This is a genomic window from Arcicella aurantiaca (assembly GCF_003148625.1).
GTDB lineage: Bacteria > Bacteroidota > Bacteroidia > Cytophagales > Spirosomataceae > Arcicella > Arcicella aurantiaca.
In genome coordinates this window covers 31,423-53,631 of sequence record NZ_QGGO01000025.1, presented here as the reverse complement: position 1 = coordinate 53,631, position 22,209 = coordinate 31,423, and the positions used below count along the sequence as shown (strand labels likewise).

Here is a 22,209-nt window from a genome sequence, read left to right as displayed (position 1 = left end):
AAGATTGTTCGATTCGACACATATCTACTTAATTTGTAGGGTAATTCATAAAAATGAATTTTAAACTCTTATTCTCACAATCAAACCAAATCCGGAAATGAAAAAAATCGCTATTTTATCATTGGTAATGTTGGCTTCATTATCATCTTTTGCTCAAAAATGGAATGTAGATAAATCACATTCAAAAATCGGTTTTACCGTTACCCATTTGCTTATTTCAGAAGTTGATGGTAATTTTAAGAAATTTGATGCAACAATCACTTCATCGAAAGATGATTTTTCTGATGCAGTATTTGACCTTACAGCAGACATTAGCAGTATTTCTACAGATAATGAAATGCGTGATGGTCATTTGAAAAAGCCAGATATGTTTGATGCTGAAAAGTTTCCTACTTTCACTTTCAAAAGTACTTCTATTAAGAAAATTGACGCTAAAAAATTCAAATTAGATGGAAATTTAACTTTGAAAGGCGTTACAAAACCCGTTTCATTTGATTTAACATTAAGTGGTATCGGTAAAAATATGAGAACTCAAAAGCCTATCGCTGGCTTTAAATTGACAGGAACAATCAAACGTACAGACTTTGGCGTTGGTGGAATGCCAGATTCAGTTGTAAGTGAAAATATCGAGGTTAGAGCAGTTGGTGAATTCGGTAAAGAATAACTAAAACTTCATCCATACAAACAAGTAGAAACACAGCTTTAAATTGTGTTTTTAATTGAAGAAATGAGAAAGACCTGCTGTTTTACGGCAGGTCTCTTCTTTTGTCTTAACTAAAAATTGGTCTTAAACTCTTTGAATACTTCTGTATTAATCTTCGAATTAGTTTCTATTTCTAAGATTTTCGATTTCCCTTCAATGTCTAAAAACAAAACTGATTGATTTATTAACTCACTGTAATTAATCACTTTAAGATATTCTACCTCAGCATCAAGTGCAGTATTTTGAGCATTCATCGTTTGGAGAGTTTCAAAATAATCGTTCAATTCTGGTTGCTTACTTGGCCCATCAATCATTCTGAAAATACCTCCACCATGATTATTCAATAAAATTATTCTCAGATTTTTAGGTAAATATCGATTCCAAAGACCATTTCTATCATAGAAAAACGCCACATCGCCCACTAATAAAAATACCAATTTATCGGTACTCAAAGCTGCACCAACAGCTGTACTCACACAACCATCAATGCCACTTGTACCACGATTAGCAAAAACTTCTATATTCTTTTTAGGATTAACTCCTATGTAATTGGCATATCGAACAGACATTGAGTTTGCTAAATGTAATTGACAATTAGCAGGTAAAGCATCCATTAAATATTTTATAGCAAAGAATTCATTAAAATTTTGAGGTTCATTTTGAAAGAAACGTTCAAGATAAATATTTGCTTTCTGTTCAAGATTAAACCATTCTTTTTTAAAACTTTCATTTCTTTCTTCTTCACCATTTCTAAATTGTTCGAAATCTAAATCTTCGTAAAGTTTTGTAAAAAAATCGATTGGTTGTAGAGGAATAATTTTTGTAACAGATTGAAACGTATCAATTAAATGGTCGCCAATCTGTAAATGCCAATGTTCAATTGCCTTATTTTTTCTCAAAAATGTCTTTAATCCTTTCGAAATAAATGATTTCCCATAAGTAATTAATAAATCAGGTTTAAGGTTTTCAGCATCAACTTTTAGAAATAAATCATGTTTTGAAATTGCCTCAAACCCCATGTTTGAAATAGAATCACCAATACAAACTATTTGAAATTCGTCCTGAAGTTTATTTAAAACTGATGCTAAATTATCATTTTTGTCGGACTGCCCTCCTGCAATTAGAATATTATCATAGTCTTGAAATTGCGTTAAAAGTTGATGCCAACTTTCTTTAGATAAAGTTCTTTCACTCCTAACAATTTCAATTACTCTTGAATTTACATTAAAACTAATCTCCTCATTTTCAGCAGGATAGAATGGCTCACGTAAAGGAATATTAATGTGAACAGGGCCACAAGGTTCTATATTAGCAAGATTTACGGCATCATTAATTGTTCTTTCTATTTGCCAAACTGCATCAGAATGTGAATAATCCGCACCAATTTCAAAGCTTTTTTTAACGTGTTTTCCAAAAATATCCGTTTGATAAATCGTTTGCCCATCATTTTGATGAATCCATTCTTTGGGACGGTCGGCAGTTAAAATAATCAATGGTATTTCTTGAAAAAAAGCCTCAGCAACGGCTGGTGCATAATTGTAAGCCGCAGAACCAGAAGTACAACATATTGCCACAGGTTCTTTAAGGTTTTGAGCCATACCTAAGGCAATAAATGCCGCAGAACGTTCGTCAGAAATAGATTTTGTTTCAATATCGGGATGACGTACCAAGGCAATCGTTAGCGGTGCATTTCTCGAACCCGGAGAAATAATCGCATTTTTAACGCCTTTTTTAGCTAAAATATTGATGAAATTGACAATGGGTTGAAGTAGCATAAGTAAGGTTTATACATTTTCAAGAAAATGTTTTTGATTTAACGACAAATTAACCTTATTCCAGTCAATATCAACTGTTTTAGGTACTTGTCGGATTGGGCAATTTTCAATTTTACAATAATGACAACATTCTGGCAAACATGGGTCGGTATGAATGAAAATTTCAACGGCGGAATTAAAACTTTCGCCAATAATATCTTCAAATTCATGAACTACATCATGCACCTTTTCAAGATTCCAATAACGTGGCAATGTCAAATGTGCATCAATATGAATATCAGCACCATATTCTTGAATTCTTAGATTGTGCATATCAATCCAATCATTTTTTTGATTAGATTTTAATATATCGACCACTTTTTCTAAGACTTCCTCATTGGTTTCATCCATCAAACCTCCAATTGATTTTCTAATGATTTTTATGCCATTCCAAGCCATAAAAACGGCAAAGATGATAGAGGCAACACCATCAATCCAAACAATATTTGTGAGGTAAACCAAAATTACGGCAGCCACTAAAATTAAGCCACTCACAGCGTCCAATTTCAAATGTTTTCCATCTGCAATAAGCGTTGGGGATTTTTTCACAACACCCTCTATTTCAATAAAATACCCTAAAATATAATTTATAACTGTGCCTAATGAAATTATGGACAATCCAATTTTCAAATCTTTAAAAAGCGTTGGATGAATAAGACTTTCAGTGGCATGAAAAACAATAAAAACACTGGCTAATACGATTAAAACACCCTCCAAACCTGCCGAGAAAAATTCAATTTTCCCATGCCCATACGGATGATTCAAATCTTTGGGTTGTGATGCTAAATAAATGGCATAAAACGCAAATGCACTTGCCACAACATTAATAATAGATTCCAAAGCATCTGTTAAAATTGCACTTGAATAGGTGGCATAATACGCTATAAATTTGGCAATCATTAATAGGGTACTCACTACAAATGACAAAAAAATCCATTTGTATTTTAGGTAAGTATTTATCAATGGGTTTGCGTTTGAAACTTCAACCATATTTCCAATTTTAAACATTTGTATAAATTTTGTGTAAAATCAATAGATGAGGCGTACTTCAAAAGTGAAGCACAAAGTTACGAAATTCAAATTTTAATATTCATACCTTCTGTTTACCTTTGCAAAATGAATATTTACGAAAATCCGTGGAAAAAAGTTTCTTCTCGTGAGGTTTATGACAACCCGTGGGTAAATGTAAGACATGAGGAGGTGATTAAACCAAATGGTCAGGCAGGAATTTATGGGGTTGCTCATTTCAAAACAAAGGCAGCCGCAGTTCTTCCTTTAGATGAAAATAATAATACTTGGCTTGTAGGGCAATATCGCTATACTCTGGAGGAATATTCTTGGGAAATTCCAATGGGAGGCGGAAAATTGGATGGCGATAGCTTAGATGCAGCCAAAAGAGAGTTGAAAGAAGAAACAGGAATGACTGCCCAAAAATGGACAGATTTGGGTAAATTACATACTTCTAATTCCGTTACAGACGAATTTGGTTTTATGTACTTAGCCGAAGAATTAACTTTTGGAGAAGCTGAACCTGATGATACTGAAATATTAGTTCTCAAAAAAGTAAGTTTACAAGAAGCCGTTAGAATGGTTATGGATTCAGAGATTACTGATTCTTTGAGCATAGCGACAATTCTAAAAGTTGCTCGTTTAAAAGGTATATAAATTTACGAAGGATTTAAGATTTAGTCGAAAAACACTACTTTTCAACAAGTCTGATTTTCGATTTTAAGAAATGCCTAAATCCCAACCCCTAATCTCTACTTATGTTTCAAGCAATATTTTTTGGATTTCTTTACGGTTTCATTTTATGCTTCACGTTTGGCCCTGCATTTTTCAGATTAATACAAACCAGTATTGACAATGGCTTCAAAAGGGGAGTTTTAATTGCTTTGGGCGTAACCATAGCGGATTCGATATTAATGTTCTTTGCCGTTTTTGGAACAAGTTTACTACCTGATTTAAAGCATTTTGATGATGTAATTTCGATTGTCGGAGCGAGTTTATTATTTATTCTTGGTTTTATTAGTTTGTTCAAACAACAATCTCAATTAGTGTATCCAACCTCAAAATTTGGGTCATTTCTTTATTATTTCACTTCTGGATTATTTTTAAATCTGCTCAATCCTTCCAATTATGTGGCTGTTTTTGCCACTTCAGCCTATTTAGTTGCCAAAGGTTTAACATTAAATGAACGAATCGCTTTTTTTCTTTTCAGTTTAATTGCAACGATGATTGCCGAATCATTAATTGCTTTTTATGCACAAAAAATGAAACGATTATTAACCAAAAAAGTCCTGAGACGAATCAATCAAGTTGCTGGCTTAATTTTCATCGGTTCAGGACTTATGATACTTTGGAAACAATTCGGGAATTAATTATCGAAACTATAATTGGTTTGTCACATGACAAACGATAGCCCACAGATGAAACGGATTGTACTGATTTTCGCTGATTTTTCTTTATTTTATCTGACTGTGAGTCCCAGACTGTGTCCCCCAGTGTAAATCTGTAAAATCAGCTCAATCTGTGGTCTAAATTTATCTGCGACAAATAGTTGACAATTCCGTTAATTATTTGCTAAATAATTTTCCCACTCTTGTATTTGTACTGTATTTTTCAGAACTCTTGGAAATTTGTTTTGTCCGCCAGTTTTTCCTTTCGATTCCATAAATTGGTAAAAGGTTTTTGTTTTCAAAACCTCCATTTTTACTTCTCTGAGAGCGTGTTTTCTCTCTACGGGATAATCGTCGTTGATTTCACAAAGCGTTTCATCAATAAAACTCATTAAGCCATTTGTGTCAACAACATCGTCAGTACCAACATACCAATGATGCCCAAATGTGCCATCCATTTTCTTTCCAACCACTGTAAATTCTCTAATATCAATATCGAATTTTTTACAAGCCAACTCGATTGCTTTATTCATATTATCAACTGAAAGATGTTCTCCGCAAAGACTTAAAAAGTGTTTTGTTCTTCCTGTTATTACAATTTCGGCTTTCTTTTTATTGGTAAATTTGATAGTGTCACCAATTAAATAACGCCACGCACCCGATACCGTAGAAATTAAAAGAGCATACTCCACTCCTTCTTCCACTTCGTCAATCATCAGTGTTTCTGGTTTTTCAATCATTACACCATCATCATCGAAATTATCCTCATTAAAAGGTATAAATTCAAAGAAAATGCCATTGTTTAACACCAAAGCCATGTCTGTATCGGGTGCAGTTTGATACGCCATGAAACCTTCTGATGCCAAATAGGTTTCAATATAGATGATTGGGCGACCCAAAAGTTTTTCAAAACCTTGTTTATAAGGTTCAAAACTTACTCCTCCGTGACAAAAAATCTCTAAATTTGGCCAAACTTCATGGATATTTTTAACATTATATTCCTTGATAATTTTTTCCATTAAAATCTGAATCCACGCAGGAACACCAACGATAAATCCAATATCCCAATCTTTAGCTTTTTTGGTAATTTTATCTAATTTTTCACTCCAGTCTTTTGTTTCGGCAATTTTTTTTCCCGGTTTATAAAATCTTTCAAACCAAAAAGGGATTTTACCAGCCGTAATCCCACTTAAATCACCTTCAAAATAATCTCCTTTATCTTGCAATTTGGTACTTCCACCCAACATCAAATATCCTTTTTCAAATAGTTTTGAAGGAAGGTTTTTGTACGCAGAAAGAGCCAAAATTTGGCGAATTGAAGTTCTGTGAATTGCCTTTACCATATCTTTGGTAACAGGAATATGTTTGGAAGCAGCCTCCGATGTGCCTGAACTTAGGGCAAAATACTTGATACTACCAACCCACGAAACATTCTTTTCACCTTCAAGGGTTTTATGCCACCAATCTTTATACATCTTATTGTAGTCATAAACGGGGACTTGCTTTTTGTATTTCGTATAAAATTCTTTATCGCTCGAATACAAGGCTGCATTCATAATATCTTCAAAACCAAAGGCTTCTCCGAATTGTGTAAAACGTCCTTTATTTAATAACTTGACCAACGTTTTTCGTTGAATTTTTGCCAAATTTGACTTCGGTCGTTTCATTAAGCCCGAAAGTCCAATTCCTCTTTTTACAATATTTCCAACTATTGCCATGGCGTGGTTTAATAATTTAATATTCTTTTCACTAATCTTTTATAAATGATTCTAAAACCAAGATTTCATTTTTTCAACTGCCTGATAATCAGTCAAGTCAAATTTCACAGGAACAATTGCTACATAATTTTCTTTCAAAGCATCTTCGTCAGTTCCTCCGCCGTTATCTTCATTTTGCAAGAAACCGTCCATCCAATAATAAGCTCTTCCGTAAGGGTCTTTACGTTCTTCAAATGATTCACGGAAAAGAGCATCCGTTTGACGGCAAATCTTAACACCTTTGATGGGTTCTTCAGACAACTTTGGAAAATTAACGTTCAAGGCAACGCCCTGAGGAAGTCCATTTTCAAGGACTTTCAAGGATATATTTTTGACATACTCCTTCGTATGAGAGAAATCAGCTTCTGCACCAAAATCACACAAAGAAAAACCGACAGCGGGAATACCTTCAATGGCTGCTTCAATAGCTGCGGACATTGTTCCACTATAAATTACCGCTATGGAAGAATTTGAACCATGATTTATACCCGAAACGACTAAATCAATTTTTCTTCCTTTTAAAACGAAATGTTTACCAAATTTTACGCAATCAGCGGGCGTACCACTACATTTGTAGGCTTCGACGTTTGGTAAAAAATCTTTGACTTTTGAAACTCGTAAAGGACGGTCGAGCGTGATGGCGTGTCCCATACCTGACTGGTGTGTATCTGGGGCAATTACAACAACTTCACCAATCTCAGACATCACTTCTGCTAATGTTTTGATACCTTTTGCAGCAATCGAATCGTCGTTGGCAATAAGGATTAAGGGTTTTTGCATTATATTTTAGATAAATAAATGGTTTAACTTGAAACCGAAATCAAATATAGGTAGATTTGTTTTTGAGACCAATTAACCATCCTTTTTATGTTAAAAATCATTAGTCGTTTCTTATTAACAATTTCTGGTTGGAAAATAGTAGATTCAACGCCCAAAGGTGTGATAAACTACCATAAGGCTGTCATGATTGCTGCTCCTCACACCTCTAATTGGGACTACTTCTATTGCATGATTATTTTACTAAGGGTTGGACTTCCATTCAAATACTTAGCCAAAGATTCTCTTTTCAAATTTCCTTTAGGTTTAATCATTCGTGGTTTGGGAGGTATTCCTGTTATTCGTTCTCAAAAAAATAATTTGGTCAACGATATGGGAGAAATGATAAAAAATAATCCCAAACCAATTCAACTTATCGTACCAGCAGAAGGAACTCGCTCTTATTCAAAAGAATGGAAATCTGGGTTTTATCATATTGCTGTCGCTGCCAATGTTCCAATAATCTTAGGTTTTTTAGATTTCAAGAAAAAAGAAGGAGGTTTCTTAAATGTCTTTTATCCCACAGGAAATTATGAGCAAGATTTATTAGAAATTCAAAAACAATACGCTAATGTCACTCCTAAGTTTCCGAATGATAACTCATTAAAAGATATGACGTTTCAATAGTCTATCGCAACCTTTGTAATACTTGTTTAATCAACGTATCAACTTGTTTTTCTGGATTTGCAGAAAATTCATGCGTTTTTCTACTCGCTAAAATAGCACTGATTGATAAAACTTGATGACCTAATAATTTCCCCATTAAATAATAACCCGCAGTTTCCATTTCGAGGTTTGTCAATTTAATTCCATCTATATCAAAAGCACTCATTTTTTCCATCAGATTTTTAATTTTGGCTTTGTAGCGTAAAACTCTGCCTTGTGGAGCATAAAATCCGGGGCAAGTAACTGTCGTTCCTTGAAGCCAATTTTCAGGAGCATCATCCATAAAATAATTGAACAAATCTGCTCCTGCAGGGTTACAATAAGGCGAAAAATCCAAGCCGAAACTACTTTTCATTTTATCGGTTATATTATTGCCAGACGTTTCATAAAAAAAGCCTAATGCGTCCATTCCGATTCCTAAAGCAGACACAACTACACTATCAATTGGAATGTTGGATTGCAAACTGCCCGAAGTGCCAATTCGTATAATATTGAGTGTTTTATGATAAAAATTTACTTCACGAGTTCTAAAATCTACATTGGCAAGTGCGTCCAATTCATTCATTAAAATCTCTACATTGTCTGTACCGATTCCGCTTGAAATTACCGAAAGTCTTTTTCCAGCAAGATAGCCCGTATGGGTTACAAATTCTCTTTTGTTGACTTTAAGCTCAACTTTGTCAAAATACTTAGAAACCATCGGGACACGCTCTGGGTCACCTACGGTAATAATGGTATCAGCAATTTGTTCTGGACGTAAATTAAGATGGTAAATACTGCCATCAGGGTTGATAATTAGGTCTGTTGGGGAAAGCCTCATGATTTTCTTGTTTATTGATGAGATTAAATTTATTAATGTTTAGTAGAAAGAAAATAAAGTCATAAGTTAAACATTTGATGCACAACTTATGACTTCTCTAATTATAAGTAATAGTTAAAATTAAAAAAATATTTAAGATTCCATAAACCATTGATAATCAATCTCATGGCAATGCTAAATCCTAACACCTAAATCCCAACACCTACTTATTATCAAAATTAATACACAACTTTTGTTCTTTGGCGACTCTTAAATCCAAATTCAGCGGTATAATTATCTGATTGTTTTGAATAATATCCCTCTGGATTATATGGACGCTTTCTTGGATGTTCTTTACATTCATTAGAACAGGCTCCGTCCATCTCCTTCAAACAACTTGGGCAAATCGCTAAATGCTCGTTACACTCAGGATTAGCACAATTTATCATGTGGTCAGAATTGGTATCACAAATATGACATTTTGAAATCACTTCAGGATTCACCGAATTTACTTCTGTGGTTACTCTATTATCAAAAACATAACATTTCCCTTCAAAATCTTCTCCACCTTCTTCAAGTCCATATTTAATAATTCCACCATGCAATTGATAAACATTTTCGAAGCCTTGGTCAAGCAAATAAGCAGAAGCCTTTTCACATTTGATTCCACCTGTACAGTACGTAATGATTTTCTTTTTCTTCAAATGCTCAATCTCACTTATATGCTCTGGCAATTCTCTCAATGTCTCCATATCAAATGTAATTGCCCCCTTAAAACGACCGACTGAATGTTCATAATTAGACCTCATATCTACCAAAACAACGTCTGGGTCGTTTTTATACATATTTTTGAAATCAGCAGGTTCAAGATGCGTACCTGTTCTTTCTAAAGGATTTACGGGTAAATCAGAGTTAACAATTTCCTCTTTTACTCTTACATGAAGTTTATTGAAGGCGTGTTTCTGGTGAGATTCAACCTTAAAATCAAAGTTTGTACCAGCAAAAATTGGGTCGTTCTCAAGCCAATTCATGTACTTGTCGCAATCTTCTTTCAGACCAGAAACGGTGCCGTTTAGTCCTTCAGAAGCTACAATAATCCTACCCAAAAGATTATTTTCTAAACAAAATAAGTGGTGTTTTTCACGGTACGCCTCCGCATCAGGAATGGGCGTGTAATTATAATAAAGAATTACACTATACTGATTCATCTTCAACATGAGTTACAGTTTTTTTAGTGAAACAAAAACAATCGGAGTATTTCAAATTGTTTTGTAAAGTTACGAAAGCATTGATTCATTTAAAACAATATGATTCTTCTTCTGCGTTAATTGCTTGAAAATCATACAATTCAAAAATTAATTATTTGCTTTGTAATTTCTTAGCTAATTTTTAATGAAATTTGCAAAATAGAAACCCTAATTATCATCACAAAATAAATCATGCACATTGCAATTACGGGAAATATTGGAGCTGGCAAAACAACTTTAGCTGCCAAATTAGCTGAACATTTTGGCTGGGAAGTTTTATACGAAGCGGTTGAAGGAAATCCATATCTTCCACCCTTCTATGATGATATGCCTCGCTGGGCTTTTCATTTGCAAATGTACTTTTTAAAAAGTCGTTACGAACAGGTTTTACAGATACAAAAATCTAATAGAAGAATTATCCAAGACAGAACTATTTATGAAGATGCTTACATTTTTGCGATGAATCTGTATAAATCTGGAATTATGTCTGCTAATGATTATACAACCTATCGTGGAATTTTTGATTTAATGATGAAGTCGGTTAAAGCTCCTGACCTAACGATTTATTTAAAAGCAAGTTTGCCAAAATTGGTTTCACAAATCAAAAAAAGAGGTAGAGATTTTGAAGCTAATATTTCAGAAAAATATCTTGAAGATTTGAATGAACATTATTCAGAATTTACGGAAAATTATAAGGAAGGTAAAATTTTAGTGGTAGAAGTAGATAGTCTTGATTTTGTAAATAATCCCAAAGACTTAGCTTTTATCATTAGTAAAGTTGACAAAGCACTTTTATACGAAAAGCCTCCTCAGCTAAATTTTACAGAATAGAATACAAACAAAAAAGTCCCTTCAAAATTAATTGAAAGGACTTTCGTGACGACGGGGAGACTCGAACTCCCATAGGATTACTCCCACTACCACCTCAAAGTAGCGTGTCTACCAATTCCACCACGTCGCCATTTGATAGCACAAAATTAGATAAAATTTAGTTATTTGCAAAGGTTTTAAGTATGCGGAAACGTTATTAAATCATTTTATGTTTTAAGAGTCTGATAATCAATATAATTATAAAAAATAAAAATAAAAATGGCTTTAGAATTCGAAGGAAATTTGATTAAAGTATTACCCGAAGTAACGGGTCAAGGGAAAAATGGGGTTTGGGTTAAGCAAGATTTCGTATTAGAAACAGAAGAACAATATCCTAAAAAAGCTTGTTTTACAGCTTGGGGAGATAAAGCATCGGACTTGAAAACTTATTCTTTAGGAGAAAAATTAAGAATTTCATTCAGTGTAGAATCACGTGAATATAACGAACGTTGGTACACAGACTTGAAAGCATATAGAATTGAAAGTGCGAGTGGAGCTTCAAGTTCTCCTGCGGCAGCATCTGCTTCTCAGGGTTTTAGTGCAGCACCAGCACCAAGAACAGCTCCTCCTGTGGCAGATTTGCCATCTTTTAGCTCTGACGACCAAGATTTACCTTTTTAAAATAGGTTTTAAGACTTAGTAAACAATAACGTCGGCGAAATTTTGAATCACGCCGACGTTATTGTTTTTTATGCTCCAACGGCACAAAGCCATTCTGGGCGAGTTGTTACAACTTTTGCTCTCAATTCATTTAAAATTGAATATAAACCAAAATATGTTCTATTGATATAAAGCCCATGCTGAGAACCTCTGGCTACTTTAGCATTTTTCAGTTCATCTAAATTCTGTAATTTTTCTGCGTACTGATAAACACTTTCAAAATAATTATCATCGGCAAAATCAAATTCGTCAGTTGCGAAAGGTTTGCCTAACAAATAAATCATTTCTTTGAAAAGTTTTGTAAAAAATTCAGCTTCTTGTTCAGAATCAACGGCAGTGATAAAATCTAAGGTTTTGAAAATCTCAACGGTTCTTTCGTGGTCTTCTAAAGTATCAAAATTGATTAAGGCAAAATAATTATCGTAAAAAAATGCTGGAATTACTTTTATACATCCAAAATCAATAACGCCTAACGTCCCATCTTGACGCATCAAGAAATTGCCTGGGTGTGGGTCTGCATGAACTTGTTTGAGCGTATGAATTTGAAAATCATAAAAGTCCCATAGCAACTGACCAATACTGTTTCGTACCTCCTGCGAAGGATTTGTATTTAAGAACTCGTTTAGATGTAGTCCTTCCAACCAGTCCATCGTTAGAATTTTATCGCAAGAAAATTCGGGATAATATTTAGGGAAAAACAAACCTTTAATATGAGAGCAAGCTTCTGAGATTTCGACAGAACGCTTCAATTCAAGATTATAATCCGTTTCTTCAATCAATTTCTCTGCCACTTCTCCCATGTATCTATCCACATCTTTGTCATTTAGCCCAAACATAGCAATGGCAATCGGACGAATCATTTTTAAATCACTTCCAATACTTTCTGACACTCCCGGATATTGAACTTTAACGGCAAATTCTTTTCCATCTTTTGTGGCTTTATGAACCTGTCCGATTGAAGCAGCATTAGCGGCATTCATACCAAAAGTATCAAACATTTCTTGGGGCGATTTTCCAAAATACTTTTTAAAAGTCTTAACAACCAAAGGTCCAGAAAGTGGAGGAGCAGAATATTGAGACATCGCAAATTTTTCACGATAGGCTCTTGGTAACATTCCTTTATCCATGCTCAACATCTGAGTAACTTTCAAGGCCGAACCTTTCATTTCACTTAATGAAGAATAAATATCGGAAGCATTGTCTTGGTGTAATTCATCTTTTGTAGTTTCTGAATCAATTATTTTTTTAACGTTATATTTCAAATAATTACCACCAATTTTGACTCCAGTTTTAACAAATTGAGTAGCTCTGGCTACTTTTGAAGTAGGTATCGAGTTTTGTTCTTTCATTACTTTATTTGAAAAAGGTGTTAGTTTTAGAGTATTGGCGTATGGAAAAATAAATTCTAATACCCAAAAACTAACAGCTACTTTTATCTATTTTGATACATAAATTTGGCAAAATCAATCACTGAATCAAGTGCTGACGAACTAATTAAATCAAATGAAGTATTTACAGATTTCTCAATCATGGCATCGGTCTGTTCAAAACCTTTTGATTTATCTTTAACCCAAAAATCAAGTACTATTAAAAATTGAAGCCAAAAGGCATCAGGATAACGTTCATCTAAATATTTACGTGGCTGAACTTCTCTGCTTTCTTTTCCTTCCATCACTAAATCACGAGTATATTCCTTGAAAGCAACTTTTAAATCTGTCATAAAAACAGGCGTTTTCAACTTTCTTTTATCAATAAGTTTCCATGTTTGCGAGACATAACTCCTATTTTCTTTCAAGACTTCAATCCAAGTATAATAAAAGGCTAAAAGTTTCTCACGAACGCTATAAGTTCCATAAACAGAATCAGCTTCAATTTTGGATATTGTCTCCTTAAAAAAACCAAGCCAAATATCACTTTCTAAAAGCTCAAATGAATTAAAATAGTCATAAAACTCTATTTCTTTCATTTTCAGCTTTTTTGTAAATGAAAAAATTGAGGCAGGTGCAGTTCCGTTTTCCAAAAAGAACTCAATGTAGGAATGTTTAATTTTATCTACTTTTTCCATGTTTGTAAAAGGATTTGTTGTAATAAGATAACACGTGTCAGAAAAACTTTGTTTCTCAAAAGAGACATTATTATCAAATTAGACATAAAAAAACTGCTTCCATTTATTAGAAGCAGTTTGAATTTTATTTTTGAACGACAATTTTTTGAGTAGCTATTTCCGAACCTGCTAATACTTTAACAATGTACTCGCCACTTTTTAGATAATCATTTTTAATTGAGAAGAAATTACTTTTTTGATTAGCAAAACTCTCTTGATAAATCAGCGTTCCTAAAAAATCATAAACGACTATACTAACATCTTTTTGCCCTGTGAATTGTGTTTTTATAAATGAGTTATTTTTGGAAGGATTCGGCTCAACATTTATCGTTAAGTTATTTGTTTCGGCGAGTGTTTCTAAACTTGCTAATAATCTTTTTCTTTTTAAACTTAACTCTAAGGCTAATCTTGTACGAGTTTTTTGGTCATTAGTAAAAATATTCATGCAACGGTCTGGAGAATAATCCATATAGTTTTCAATCATATTGGTACGTTTTACACCGTTACAAGTTGAACTAACAGACACACAGGTCGTATTCAAATTCAAGGCTTCAATCTGTGGCGTGTCATCGCAAAAATCATTTCCACAAGGTTCATCGGCGGTTGTATGCAATAAACCTAACCAATGCCCAACTTCATGGGTAGTTGTTCTTCCTAAATTATAAGTCTGACTTAATGTACCACAACAAGTTCCAAAATTTCGATAATCAATAATAACACCGTCAAAAATATTCTGACCTGCAATATCACTGGCAGTAGCTTCTAAACCTTGTAATTGACTATCATAAGGAAAAGCTGAATAACCAATTGTTCTGCCGTTGCTTCTCACCACCCAAATATTCAGATAACGTTCATAATTCCAATGAATTAAATTTGCTATACTCTGATTTTCAGTAAATAAATCAAAACTTTGCTGAGTAGTATAAGTTCGTGTTATACCCGTTGAAGGATTTCCATTAGGGTCGGTTGTAGCCAAAACAAACTCAATTTCCATATCAGCACCAACGGGATTTGTATTATATCCATTTGTGCCTGACTTTCTTCTATAATCATCATTTAGCACTTGAATCTGAGAATTGATTTGTTGGTCTGAAATATTAACATTATTTGCTCCACCAATTACAGATGCTGAGTTGTTATGAATAACATGAACAACCACAGGAATTTTATAAACCTTTGCCTGAATACGTGAATTAGCGTTTTTTTCTTCTTTCTGACGTTCTCTTAACTGAAATTCAAATTCAGCTTTTTGTCTTAACCAAACTGGATTTTTAGCCTTATTTTTTTCATTCAAGCCGAATCCACAACGTTCTTGAGCAAAACTAAATGTTGCGACAAAAAGAAAAATCAGTACAAATATTTTTTTCATAATTCCAATATACTCCGAAGTTTAAAAATCAATTAATCAATGAGCAGCTTTTTCAGCTTCTGATTTTTCATAAGCCATAATAATATCCCGTACTAAACGGTGACGAACCACATCTTTTCCATCTAATTCAACAAATGCAATTCCTTTAATACCGTCTAAAATACGGTTTGCCTCTGCCAAGCCCGATTTAACCTTCGTCGGTAAATCTATTTGCGTTTTATCACCCGTAATAATTACTTTAGACTGAATTCCCATACGAGTCAAAAACATTTTCATCTGCATTGGCGTCGTATTTTGGGCTTCATCCAATAAAATAAACGCATTATTCAAAGTTCTACCACGCATATACGCTAAAGGAGCAATTTCAATAACACGATTTTCAATAAAATATTTAAGTTTTTCGGGTTGAATCATATCATCCAAAGCATCATAAATTGGACGTAAATACGGGTCAATTTTTTCCTTTAAATCTCCCGGTAAAAACCCTAAATTTTCGCCTGCTTCTACGGCTGGTCGGGTAATTATTATCTTCTTAACTTCCTTATTTTTAAGAGCTTTTACGGCAATGGCAACCGCTGTATAAGTTTTACCTGTTCCTGCTGGTCCGATTGCAAAAACAATATCGTTTTTGGCAGCCGCTTCAACCATTTTTTGTTGATTTGGCGTTTTAACTTTAATTACAACACCCTTTGTACCGTACAACAAAACATCTTCCTCTTCTTTTAAATGTACTTGAGGTTCTTCTTCTGGGTGTTTTTCGAGAGTTAAATAAGAACGTACTTGCTCAGTAGTTATTTTACCATATTTTTGAAAATGCTGAACTAAAGAATCAAGAATTTCATTTATTCTGACGATTTCTGGCAATGAGCCTCTAATCGTAATTTCGTTTCCTCTTGAAATAATTTTACTTTGTGGAAATGCGGCAGCAACTTCTTTAATATTGCTGTTTTCTACGCCAAGAAAGCCGACTAACTCAACGTCTTCTAAGGTTATAATTTTTTCTGTCAAAATTTGGTCTTTTAATAGTTGGAGCAATTGTATTTAATAGCAAACAATTGGTTTTTATTTAAAACGAATAAATCTATCATTTTATATCATTCAAAATGAATTTATTCAATTTATAAATCTACTAAAAAAAGAGTTGTATTGTTTTAGAAATACAAGATAAAAATATTCCTTATTGCTTTTGTTTTGAAATTCAGTGAATTAGCTTGAAATGAAAATTTGTCCAATCGGAAATCTGAATTTATTTTTGTAAAATTGTATAAAAAACTGCTTCTGAGTGTAAGCTATCTTCAATGGAACAAGCAAATCAAAATAATAATAACTTCAAAAAAAATGGTACTTATGCAGGTGGACGCATAACTGCTCAAAATCGTTGGCTTGACACAGGTTTAGGAAAAATTCCCCCTCAAGCAACTGATTTAGAGGAAGCAGTTTTGGGTGCATTGATGTTGGAACGTGATGCCTTAACTGATGTCATTGATATTCTTAAAGTTGAATCATTTTATAAAGAAGCCCACCAAAGAATCTATGGGGCTATTACTCAGCTTTTTGCTAATTCAGAACCAATTGACCTTTTAACAGTTAAAAATCAATTAGTTACAACAGGTGAGCTTGAGATGGCTGGCGGTATTCAATATTTAGCTGAACTTACACAAAGAGTGAATTCGGCTGCCAATATTGAGTTTCACGCACGTATTGTGGTTGAACACGCCCTAAAAAGACAACTTATTCATGTTTCTGCCGAAATCCAAAAAATGGCTTATGAAGACACTACTGATGTTTTCATGCTTTTGGATAAAATTGAACAAGAATTATTTAGAATTTCAGAAGCGAACATCCGTAAAAATTATGCCGACATGGGGCAAATTATGCGTGCGGCTTTAGTTGAATTAGAATCTAAGAAAAACCAAAAAGAAGGTCTAACAGGTGTTCCAACGGGTTTTACCGCTTTAGATAGAGTAACTTCAGGTTTCCAAAAAACAGAATTAATCATTATTGCGGCTCGTCCGGGTATGGGTAAAACTGCGATGATTCTTTCGGCTTGTAGAAATGCTGCCGTTGACCACGGACAAGCCGTAGCTTTCTTTTCTCTTGAGATGTCATCAGTTCAGTTGGTAAATCGTTTGATTTCTGCTGAAGCTGAATTGGAGTCTGAAAAATTAAGAAAAGGGAATTTACTACCGCACGAATGGGCTCAGTTGCACGCAAAAATCGGTAGATTGACCAATGCTCCTATCTTTATTGATGATACTCCTGCCCTTTCTATCTTAGAATTAAGAGCAAAAGCAAGACGTTTGAAAGCACAACACGATGTACAAATGATTGTGATTGACTATCTTCAATTGATGTCAGGAGATTCGGGCGGAAAAGGTTCTGGTAACCGTGAACAAGAAATTGCGAATATTTCACGTTCATTAAAGCAATTAGCGAAGGAATTAGATGTTCCTGTAATTGCACTTTCACAGTTGAGCCGTGCGGTTGAAACTCGTGGTGGAGATAAAAAACCTCAGCTTTCCGATTTACGTGAATCGGGGTCTATTGAGCAGGATGCCGATATGGTAATGTTTATTTACCGTCCAGAATATTATGGTATTACCCAAGACGAAGCAGGAAATTCAGTAACAGGTATGGGAGAGTTAATACTTGCCAAAAACCGTGCGGGGTCTTTAGATACTGTTCAATTAAGATTTATCGGTAAATACACAAAATATTGCGATTTAGATTCTACCGATTATAGTGGAGGTGGTTATGGTGGTGATGCTCTACAATCTTTTGCTCAGGTTGAAGATACTGCAAATACCTTTGAAAGTGGAGCAAAAACAATGGGAAGTAGAATTAATAATTTACCGCCTCCTCCTCAACAAAACCCATTTGGCAGTACAGCACCAAATCAAGATGTACCGTTTTAGTGATTGGTTAATACTAAGCGAAAAGCGAATGAAGATAATAAAAAAGGCAAATCTTTCGATTTGCCTTTTTTATTATCACTATTTGTCTCAGACAAATTTAGACCACAAATTGTACTGATTTTATAGATTTACACAGAGATGAAATAAAGAAAAATCAGCGAAAATCAGTATAATCCGTTTCATCTGTGGGCTATCGTTTGTCTTGTAACAAACCCTTTTTGTTTTATCTTGGGTTCAATCTAAAACTAACCGTTCCTGTTGAAATATCAGGTTTGTCTCCACCAGAAGTTGGTTTAAACTTTGTTCTTTGTACGGCTCTTTTATATTGTTGTGCTACCGCAGGACTGACTGTACTTTCTATTTGTTGAACATCAACTACATCTCCATCGGCATCAACTTTTATTCTAAATCTAATGATTCCTGTTTCGTCAGAATCATCATTAACAGCAGGCTTACTTGTCCAAGTCCAACCTGTCATACTCAATGAACTTCCTCCGCCATTTGTTCCACCTGTTCCACCATTTCCATCTCCAACAGGTCTTTTTTCATAAGTACCACCTTTTACTACATTTCCATCTGGTTGTCCTTGATTTCCTTTTCCTCCACCTGTTCCGTCAGCAGCACCACCGGGATTAGGATTTGAGCCTGTTGTTCCGTTTGAATTTGATTTGCCTTTTTTAGTAGGAAACAATCCATCTGAATTCACTTTGGGTTCTGGAGCAGGTTTTGCAACAGGAGGAGCTTCAACAGGTTTAGCCGATGGTTTTGGGGTAACTTTTGCAGGAGGAGTTTCTTTTACTACTACTGGACTTTTTACCTTACTTGCTACAACTGGTGTTTCTTTTACAGGCTTTGGTTTTACGGGTTTTGCTTTGACAACTTCTGGAACTACTACGGGTTTATTAACTACCTTTTTGATTTCCTTCGTTTCAGCAGCTTTTGAATCTACTTCATTTTTCAGAGGACTTGCATGGTTTTTTGTAAATACATTACCGCTTCCTTTTTTATCAGTTCCAAAATTCACGATAAAACCGCCACCTCCTACTAATTCTTCTTTTTTATTTTCAGTAGCTGTCCAAATCGTAATATACCAAAATAGGAACAACATGACTGCATTGAAAGTAAAGGTTGTAAAAAAGGCAATCTGTCTATTTTTACTTTCTTCGGCTTCTAAATTATGATGATTCATAGAAATAAGGATTTTCAATTAGAGTTGCCAACACAAAAGCTATTTCTTGTAAATCCAAGTTGATTGACTTGTAGCGTTGTTCACTTTAAGAGCTTCAGATTCAGCTTCGAATTCATTTGCAAAACCACCCGCAGAAACTTTTATTAATTTTTCACTATGTTTTGGGAAAATCAATTTTGCATCTTCAAAACCTTTATTTTTTAAAGCATTTAAAAGTTTTTGTGCATTTTTCTTACTTCCAAAACTTCCTGTAATAACAAAAAAACGTTTTTCAGATTCAATTATTGTTTTCTTAGTTTCGATAACTGGCTCTGGAGTAACTTCTGTTCCTTCAAAAGGTTTTGCTTTGATAGTCGCATCAATATTGGGAGCAACTACTTCTGTTTTCTGTACAACGGGTTTAGCCTCTACTTTTACAATACTTTGAGATTGAAAAGGATTTAATGAGCTCAAATTTGCCTTTGGATTATCATACAGATAAAGAGCAGAAACTAAAATTGCCGTTCCAAATAAACCATAAATTGCAGGCAAAACTCTACTAAATTTACCTTTTCTCTTGGCATTCACCGCTTCATCTTCCATGACTTCAGCCATTGGTTCTCTGTCTTTCGAGGCAAAAACTTGCTGAATTGTTGTATTTGAAGCAACTGGTGGCGTATGAACAACTTGTAATTCTTGATTTGAAGCATCTAACTTTTTCAAGAAAACGGTTTCCATTCCAAAACTTTCACTAAAAAAATTATTGGAAGTTTTTGGCTGAAATTGAATCTTACTTTCTTCGTTCTGACTGAAAGTCCCTAAACCTTCAATTGTGTAATTTTTATCGTAACTGATGTATCTTTTTGTCTCTTCTACAAAAGCTCTCACTTTTTGGGTAGCTTGCTCACGAGAAATTCCTTCTTGAGTAGCAATATAATTTGACAACAAACCATCGTCATTTTTCAATAACGAATTAAAAGCAAGCCATTTTTGAGGAGGTGTAAAAAAACGATTAGTAAGGTCAACTTTAGCACAATCAAAGTTGGTTACAAATCCACCAAAGTCTGGAATCACTACACAGTCTTGCTCAAAAAGAAGTTCTTTAATATGGTTCTGAACGGTTGTCATAATTTTAAGTATTTAATAAATAACCCTTATTTAACACGAATTTAGAAAGAATATGACAAACCTCCAAGAAAATTTACTCCCTGTGTTGGATAGTATAAATACCTTTGATAGTTTTTATTGAAGACATTGTTAGCTGAAATAAAAACATCAAAATGCTCGGTAATCAAGTAAGTAAATTTAAAGTTAAGGTCAATGATTGGGTCTAATTTTACTTCTTTGTTGGTCAAGAAATTATTGCCTTTCATTCCTGTCAAGAAATACAAATCAGAACTAACCAATAGCTTCTGCTTGATAGTGAAGGTGTTATTCCAAGTAGCGGTGAAACTTGGACGATGCCAAGCGTTTTTCAAATTTCCTAAACCACTAAAAATATTGACATCAAATTTCAAATTTGAACGGAACATTTCTGGAATTTGATAGCTTGCTTGTGCCGTAAAATTGGTCACTTTTACTGTGGTTGAATCATCTGAATAAAGAGCTTCAAATCTTGTACTATCAGTTCGAGAATTATTAAAAACATAAAAATCTTTATAATTCGCATAGCTTAATTTTGCTTCAACATCTAAACCATTTTGTAATGACGCTTTTCCTCCAACATAAAAATCATTTGTTTTACGAGTATTTCTTAATTCTGTAAAACGGTTTAACCATTGATTTTCGAGAAGAAATGATGTCAAGTTATTCGCATAAACATCGCCTTCATATCCTGCAAAAACTTTGATACCTTGCATTGGCTGAACATCAAGTTTTATGATTGGATAAACATAGCTATTGTTGAATGTATTTTTCTCACGGTCGTTAATAACATTTAAACCTGCCGTGACAGTAAACTTATCCGTTTTGTATTGAAAAGTAGGTTTCAATTTATACAAATTGCGGTACAACGTTAAAGAATCTTGACGTTGAGCTAAAACCAAAGTACCATCAACGATTGCCGATAATTGTTCTGTTACAGGAAAAACTGCACTTCCAGAGCCTTTCCAAACTAATTCGTTTGCTTTTAAATGTGTAAAAAGATAGGACAAATTAGATTTGAATTCGTAATCAACTTTTGAGTCTTTATTAGAATTACTGATTACACCGTTGAAATTAAATTTATTCCAAGAATTATAAATTTGAGATTCAGGAAAATCATAGTTTTTAGGGGTAAAACCATAAAAATCAAAACCTCTTCTCTCCCATCCTAAAGCTCCTTCCAATTTGACGGCATCAAAAGAGGTACGACTATGAACTTTTACGATATTTTGAGAAACGCCAGAGTAATTGGCTCCGACTGGTCCAAGACGAAAATTATTGTGCTTTATATAAATGCCATGATAATTATCTTCTCCCATCGGTATTCCTGCGTGAGCCTCCAAAAAGGTATGCCCATAATTGCCCATACCCACACGAATAATATTACTGTGCTTTGCCGCTTTAGTGTCTTCTTTAGATCCACCATCAGGCATATTTACAGTTGGACTAAACTCAGGAGTTTGTACGGGTAATTTGCGTTCTATAAACTCATAACGGATTGGTTTACGAGCGTTATCATCAGCACTGATTGGTACTTTATCGAAAATTCTATTGGCTTGTGGTAAAACCACTTTTGTATCTTTATAAATTTCAATATCGTCAGTTTTAACCTCGCCTTGTTGCTTTTGAGCAAAGGTTTGCGAAACAGTAAAAAAAGCACCTAATATTGAAAGGGCAAATATTTTATAAGAAGGATTCTGCATAATATGTTTATTTTTCAAAGAAGGATAAGTACATTGACGATTTAAGAATGTATGATTTACGATTGTCATGGATTTGATT

General features: G+C 34.0%; 20 protein-coding genes and 1 tRNA gene. 7 read left to right on the top strand and 14 right to left on the bottom strand.

Annotation, left to right across the window (positions count from 1 at the left end; genetic code table 11):
* Positions 1-97: 97 nt before the first annotated feature.
* A complete protein-coding gene (locus LV89_RS18850) occupies positions 98-664 on the top strand; it encodes a YceI family protein (protein ID WP_109744474.1) in 567 nt (188 codons plus the stop codon).
* 110 nt (positions 665-774) lie between these two features.
* Here LV89_RS18850 and menD read toward each other — a convergent pair whose 3' ends face one another.
* Together menD and LV89_RS18840 are read right to left on the bottom strand one after the other, a co-directional pair.
* Complete coding sequence (menD, locus tag LV89_RS18845; RefSeq protein WP_109744473.1) at positions 775-2,478, bottom strand: 2-succinyl-5-enolpyruvyl-6-hydroxy-3-cyclohexene-1-carboxylic-acid synthase; 1,704 nt, start codon at positions 2,476-2,478, stop codon at positions 775-777.
* 9 nt (positions 2,479-2,487) lie between these two features.
* On the bottom strand, positions 2,488-3,525 hold the full coding sequence (locus LV89_RS18840) for a cation diffusion facilitator family transporter (protein WP_229201552.1): 1,038 nt from the start codon (positions 3,523-3,525) through the stop codon (positions 2,488-2,490).
* A gap of 108 nt (positions 3,526-3,633) precedes the next feature.
* Here LV89_RS18840 and LV89_RS18835 point away from each other — a divergent pair, with 108 nt between their 5' ends.
* Positions 3,634-4,182 (top strand): NUDIX domain-containing protein, encoded by a 549-nt coding sequence (locus LV89_RS18835; RefSeq protein ID WP_109744516.1) that lies wholly within the window; start codon positions 3,634-3,636, stop codon positions 4,180-4,182.
* A gap of 101 nt (positions 4,183-4,283) precedes the next feature.
* Positions 4,284-4,895 carry a LysE family translocator gene (locus LV89_RS18830; protein ID WP_109744472.1) on the top strand — a complete coding sequence of 204 codons (612 nt, stop codon included), beginning with the start codon at positions 4,284-4,286 and terminating at the stop codon, positions 4,893-4,895.
* 191 nt (positions 4,896-5,086) lie between these two features.
* Here the strand turns inward: LV89_RS18830 and LV89_RS18825 are convergent, their stop codons facing one another.
* Together LV89_RS18825 and surE are read right to left on the bottom strand one after the other, a co-directional pair.
* Positions 5,087-6,631 (bottom strand): GH3 family acyl-acid amido synthetase, encoded by a 1,545-nt coding sequence (locus LV89_RS18825; protein ID WP_109744471.1) that lies wholly within the window; start codon positions 6,629-6,631, stop codon positions 5,087-5,089.
* A gap of 51 nt (positions 6,632-6,682) precedes the next feature.
* Complete coding sequence (surE, locus tag LV89_RS18820; RefSeq protein WP_109744470.1) at positions 6,683-7,450, bottom strand: 5'/3'-nucleotidase SurE; 768 nt, start codon at positions 7,448-7,450, stop codon at positions 6,683-6,685.
* A gap of 87 nt (positions 7,451-7,537) precedes the next feature.
* On the opposite strand from surE, the gene LV89_RS18815 reads away from it, so the two are divergent.
* The gene (locus LV89_RS18815; RefSeq protein WP_109744469.1) at positions 7,538-8,113 is read left to right on the top strand and encodes a 1-acyl-sn-glycerol-3-phosphate acyltransferase; all 576 of its coding nucleotides are present in this window, start codon (positions 7,538-7,540) and stop codon (positions 8,111-8,113) included.
* A gap of 1 nt (position 8,114) precedes the next feature.
* On the opposite strand, the gene LV89_RS18810 is transcribed toward LV89_RS18815, so the two are convergent.
* Entirely contained in the window at positions 8,115-8,972 is an 858-nt protein-coding gene (locus LV89_RS18810) for a nucleoside phosphorylase (protein ID WP_109744468.1), read from the bottom strand.
* A 218-nt stretch (positions 8,973-9,190) separates the two neighbouring features.
* Positions 9,191-10,159, bottom strand: coding sequence for an oxygen-dependent tRNA uridine(34) hydroxylase TrhO (gene trhO / locus LV89_RS18805; RefSeq protein ID WP_109744467.1), 969 nt, complete (start codon positions 10,157-10,159; stop codon positions 9,191-9,193).
* Positions 10,160-10,390: 231 nt separating this feature from the next.
* Between trhO and LV89_RS18800 the strand changes: the two genes are divergently transcribed.
* Entirely contained in the window at positions 10,391-11,029 is a 639-nt protein-coding gene (locus LV89_RS18800) for a deoxynucleoside kinase (protein WP_109744466.1), read from the top strand.
* Between the two features lie 46 nt (positions 11,030-11,075).
* On the opposite strand, the gene LV89_RS18795 is transcribed toward LV89_RS18800, so the two are convergent.
* A tRNA-Leu gene (locus LV89_RS18795) sits at positions 11,076-11,159 on the bottom strand.
* A 128-nt stretch (positions 11,160-11,287) separates the two neighbouring features.
* Between LV89_RS18795 and LV89_RS18790 the strand changes: the two genes are divergently transcribed.
* On the top strand, positions 11,288-11,689 hold the full coding sequence (locus LV89_RS18790) for a DUF3127 domain-containing protein (protein WP_109744465.1): 402 nt from the start codon (positions 11,288-11,290) through the stop codon (positions 11,687-11,689).
* 68 nt (positions 11,690-11,757) lie between these two features.
* Here LV89_RS18790 and LV89_RS18785 read toward each other — a convergent pair whose 3' ends face one another.
* The 4 genes from LV89_RS18785 to LV89_RS18770 all read right to left on the bottom strand — a co-directional run bounded on the left by LV89_RS18785 (position 11,758) and on the right by LV89_RS18770 (position 16,209).
* Positions 11,758-13,077 (bottom strand): ABC1 kinase family protein, encoded by a 1,320-nt coding sequence (locus LV89_RS18785; RefSeq protein ID WP_109744464.1) that lies wholly within the window; start codon positions 13,075-13,077, stop codon positions 11,758-11,760.
* An 83-nt stretch (positions 13,078-13,160) separates the two neighbouring features.
* Complete coding sequence (locus LV89_RS18780) at positions 13,161-13,793, bottom strand: TetR family transcriptional regulator C-terminal domain-containing protein (RefSeq protein WP_109744463.1); 633 nt, start codon at positions 13,791-13,793, stop codon at positions 13,161-13,163.
* A 124-nt stretch (positions 13,794-13,917) separates the two neighbouring features.
* Positions 13,918-15,201, bottom strand: coding sequence for a M43 family zinc metalloprotease (locus LV89_RS18775; protein WP_109744462.1), 1,284 nt, complete (start codon positions 15,199-15,201; stop codon positions 13,918-13,920).
* Positions 15,202-15,237: 36 nt separating this feature from the next.
* Entirely contained in the window at positions 15,238-16,209 is a 972-nt protein-coding gene (locus LV89_RS18770; protein ID WP_109744515.1) for a PhoH family protein, read from the bottom strand.
* A 290-nt stretch (positions 16,210-16,499) separates the two neighbouring features.
* Between LV89_RS18770 and dnaB the strand changes: the two genes are divergently transcribed.
* Complete coding sequence (gene dnaB / locus LV89_RS18765) at positions 16,500-18,116, top strand: replicative DNA helicase (RefSeq protein WP_109744461.1); 1,617 nt, start codon at positions 16,500-16,502, stop codon at positions 18,114-18,116.
* A 223-nt stretch (positions 18,117-18,339) separates the two neighbouring features.
* Here the strand turns inward: dnaB and LV89_RS18760 are convergent, their stop codons facing one another.
* From LV89_RS18760 to LV89_RS18750, 3 genes are read right to left on the bottom strand one after another with little or no spacing between them, the layout of a single operon-like run.
* Positions 18,340-19,305 carry a hypothetical protein gene (locus tag LV89_RS18760; protein ID WP_109744460.1) on the bottom strand — a complete coding sequence of 322 codons (966 nt, stop codon included), beginning with the start codon at positions 19,303-19,305 and terminating at the stop codon, positions 18,340-18,342.
* A gap of 39 nt (positions 19,306-19,344) precedes the next feature.
* The gene (locus LV89_RS18755; protein ID WP_109744459.1) at positions 19,345-20,412 is read right to left on the bottom strand and encodes an HU domain-containing protein; all 1,068 of its coding nucleotides are present in this window, start codon (positions 20,410-20,412) and stop codon (positions 19,345-19,347) included.
* Positions 20,413-20,453: 41 nt separating this feature from the next.
* Positions 20,454-22,199 (bottom strand): TonB-dependent receptor, encoded by a 1,746-nt coding sequence (locus LV89_RS18750; RefSeq protein ID WP_109744458.1) that lies wholly within the window; start codon positions 22,197-22,199, stop codon positions 20,454-20,456.
* Between the last annotated feature and the right edge of the window lie 10 nt (positions 22,200-22,209).

Coding starts and splice junctions, on each gene's coding strand:
- LV89_RS18785 (WP_109744464.1), bottom strand. CDS start 13,077: ATGAAAGAACAAAACTCGATACCTACTTCAAAAGTAGCCAGAGCTACT.
- LV89_RS18830 (WP_109744472.1), top strand. CDS start 4,284: ATGTTTCAAGCAATATTTTTTGGATTTCTTTACGGTTTCATTTTATGC.
- LV89_RS18755 (WP_109744459.1), bottom strand. CDS start 20,412: ATGACAACCGTTCAGAACCATATTAAAGAACTTCTTTTTGAGCAAGAC.
- dnaB (WP_109744461.1), top strand. CDS start 16,500: ATGGAACAAGCAAATCAAAATAATAATAACTTCAAAAAAAATGGTACT.
- LV89_RS18775 (WP_109744462.1), bottom strand. CDS start 15,201: ATGAAAAAAATATTTGTACTGATTTTTCTTTTTGTCGCAACATTTAGT.
- LV89_RS18750 (WP_109744458.1), bottom strand. CDS start 22,199: ATGACAATCGTAAATCATACATTCTTAAATCGTCAATGTACTTATCCT.
- LV89_RS18840 (WP_229201552.1), bottom strand. CDS start 3,525: ATGTTTAAAATTGGAAATATGGTTGAAGTTTCAAACGCAAACCCATTG.
- LV89_RS18835 (WP_109744516.1), top strand. CDS start 3,634: ATGAATATTTACGAAAATCCGTGGAAAAAAGTTTCTTCTCGTGAGGTT.
- LV89_RS18780 (WP_109744463.1), bottom strand. CDS start 13,793: ATGGAAAAAGTAGATAAAATTAAACATTCCTACATTGAGTTCTTTTTG.
- LV89_RS18800 (WP_109744466.1), top strand. CDS start 10,391: ATGCACATTGCAATTACGGGAAATATTGGAGCTGGCAAAACAACTTTA.
- LV89_RS18815 (WP_109744469.1), top strand. CDS start 7,538: ATGTTAAAAATCATTAGTCGTTTCTTATTAACAATTTCTGGTTGGAAA.
- LV89_RS18825 (WP_109744471.1), bottom strand. CDS start 6,631: ATGGCAATAGTTGGAAATATTGTAAAAAGAGGAATTGGACTTTCGGGC.
- LV89_RS18810 (WP_109744468.1), bottom strand. CDS start 8,972: ATGAGGCTTTCCCCAACAGACCTAATTATCAACCCTGATGGCAGTATT.
- LV89_RS18760 (WP_109744460.1), bottom strand. CDS start 19,305: ATGAATCATCATAATTTAGAAGCCGAAGAAAGTAAAAATAGACAGATT.
- surE (WP_109744470.1), bottom strand. CDS start 7,450: ATGCAAAAACCCTTAATCCTTATTGCCAACGACGATTCGATTGCTGCA.
- menD (WP_109744473.1), bottom strand. CDS start 2,478: ATGCTACTTCAACCCATTGTCAATTTCATCAATATTTTAGCTAAAAAA.
- LV89_RS18850 (WP_109744474.1), top strand. CDS start 98: ATGAAAAAAATCGCTATTTTATCATTGGTAATGTTGGCTTCATTATCA.
- trhO (WP_109744467.1), bottom strand. CDS start 10,159: ATGAATCAGTATAGTGTAATTCTTTATTATAATTACACGCCCATTCCT.
- LV89_RS18790 (WP_109744465.1), top strand. CDS start 11,288: ATGGCTTTAGAATTCGAAGGAAATTTGATTAAAGTATTACCCGAAGTA.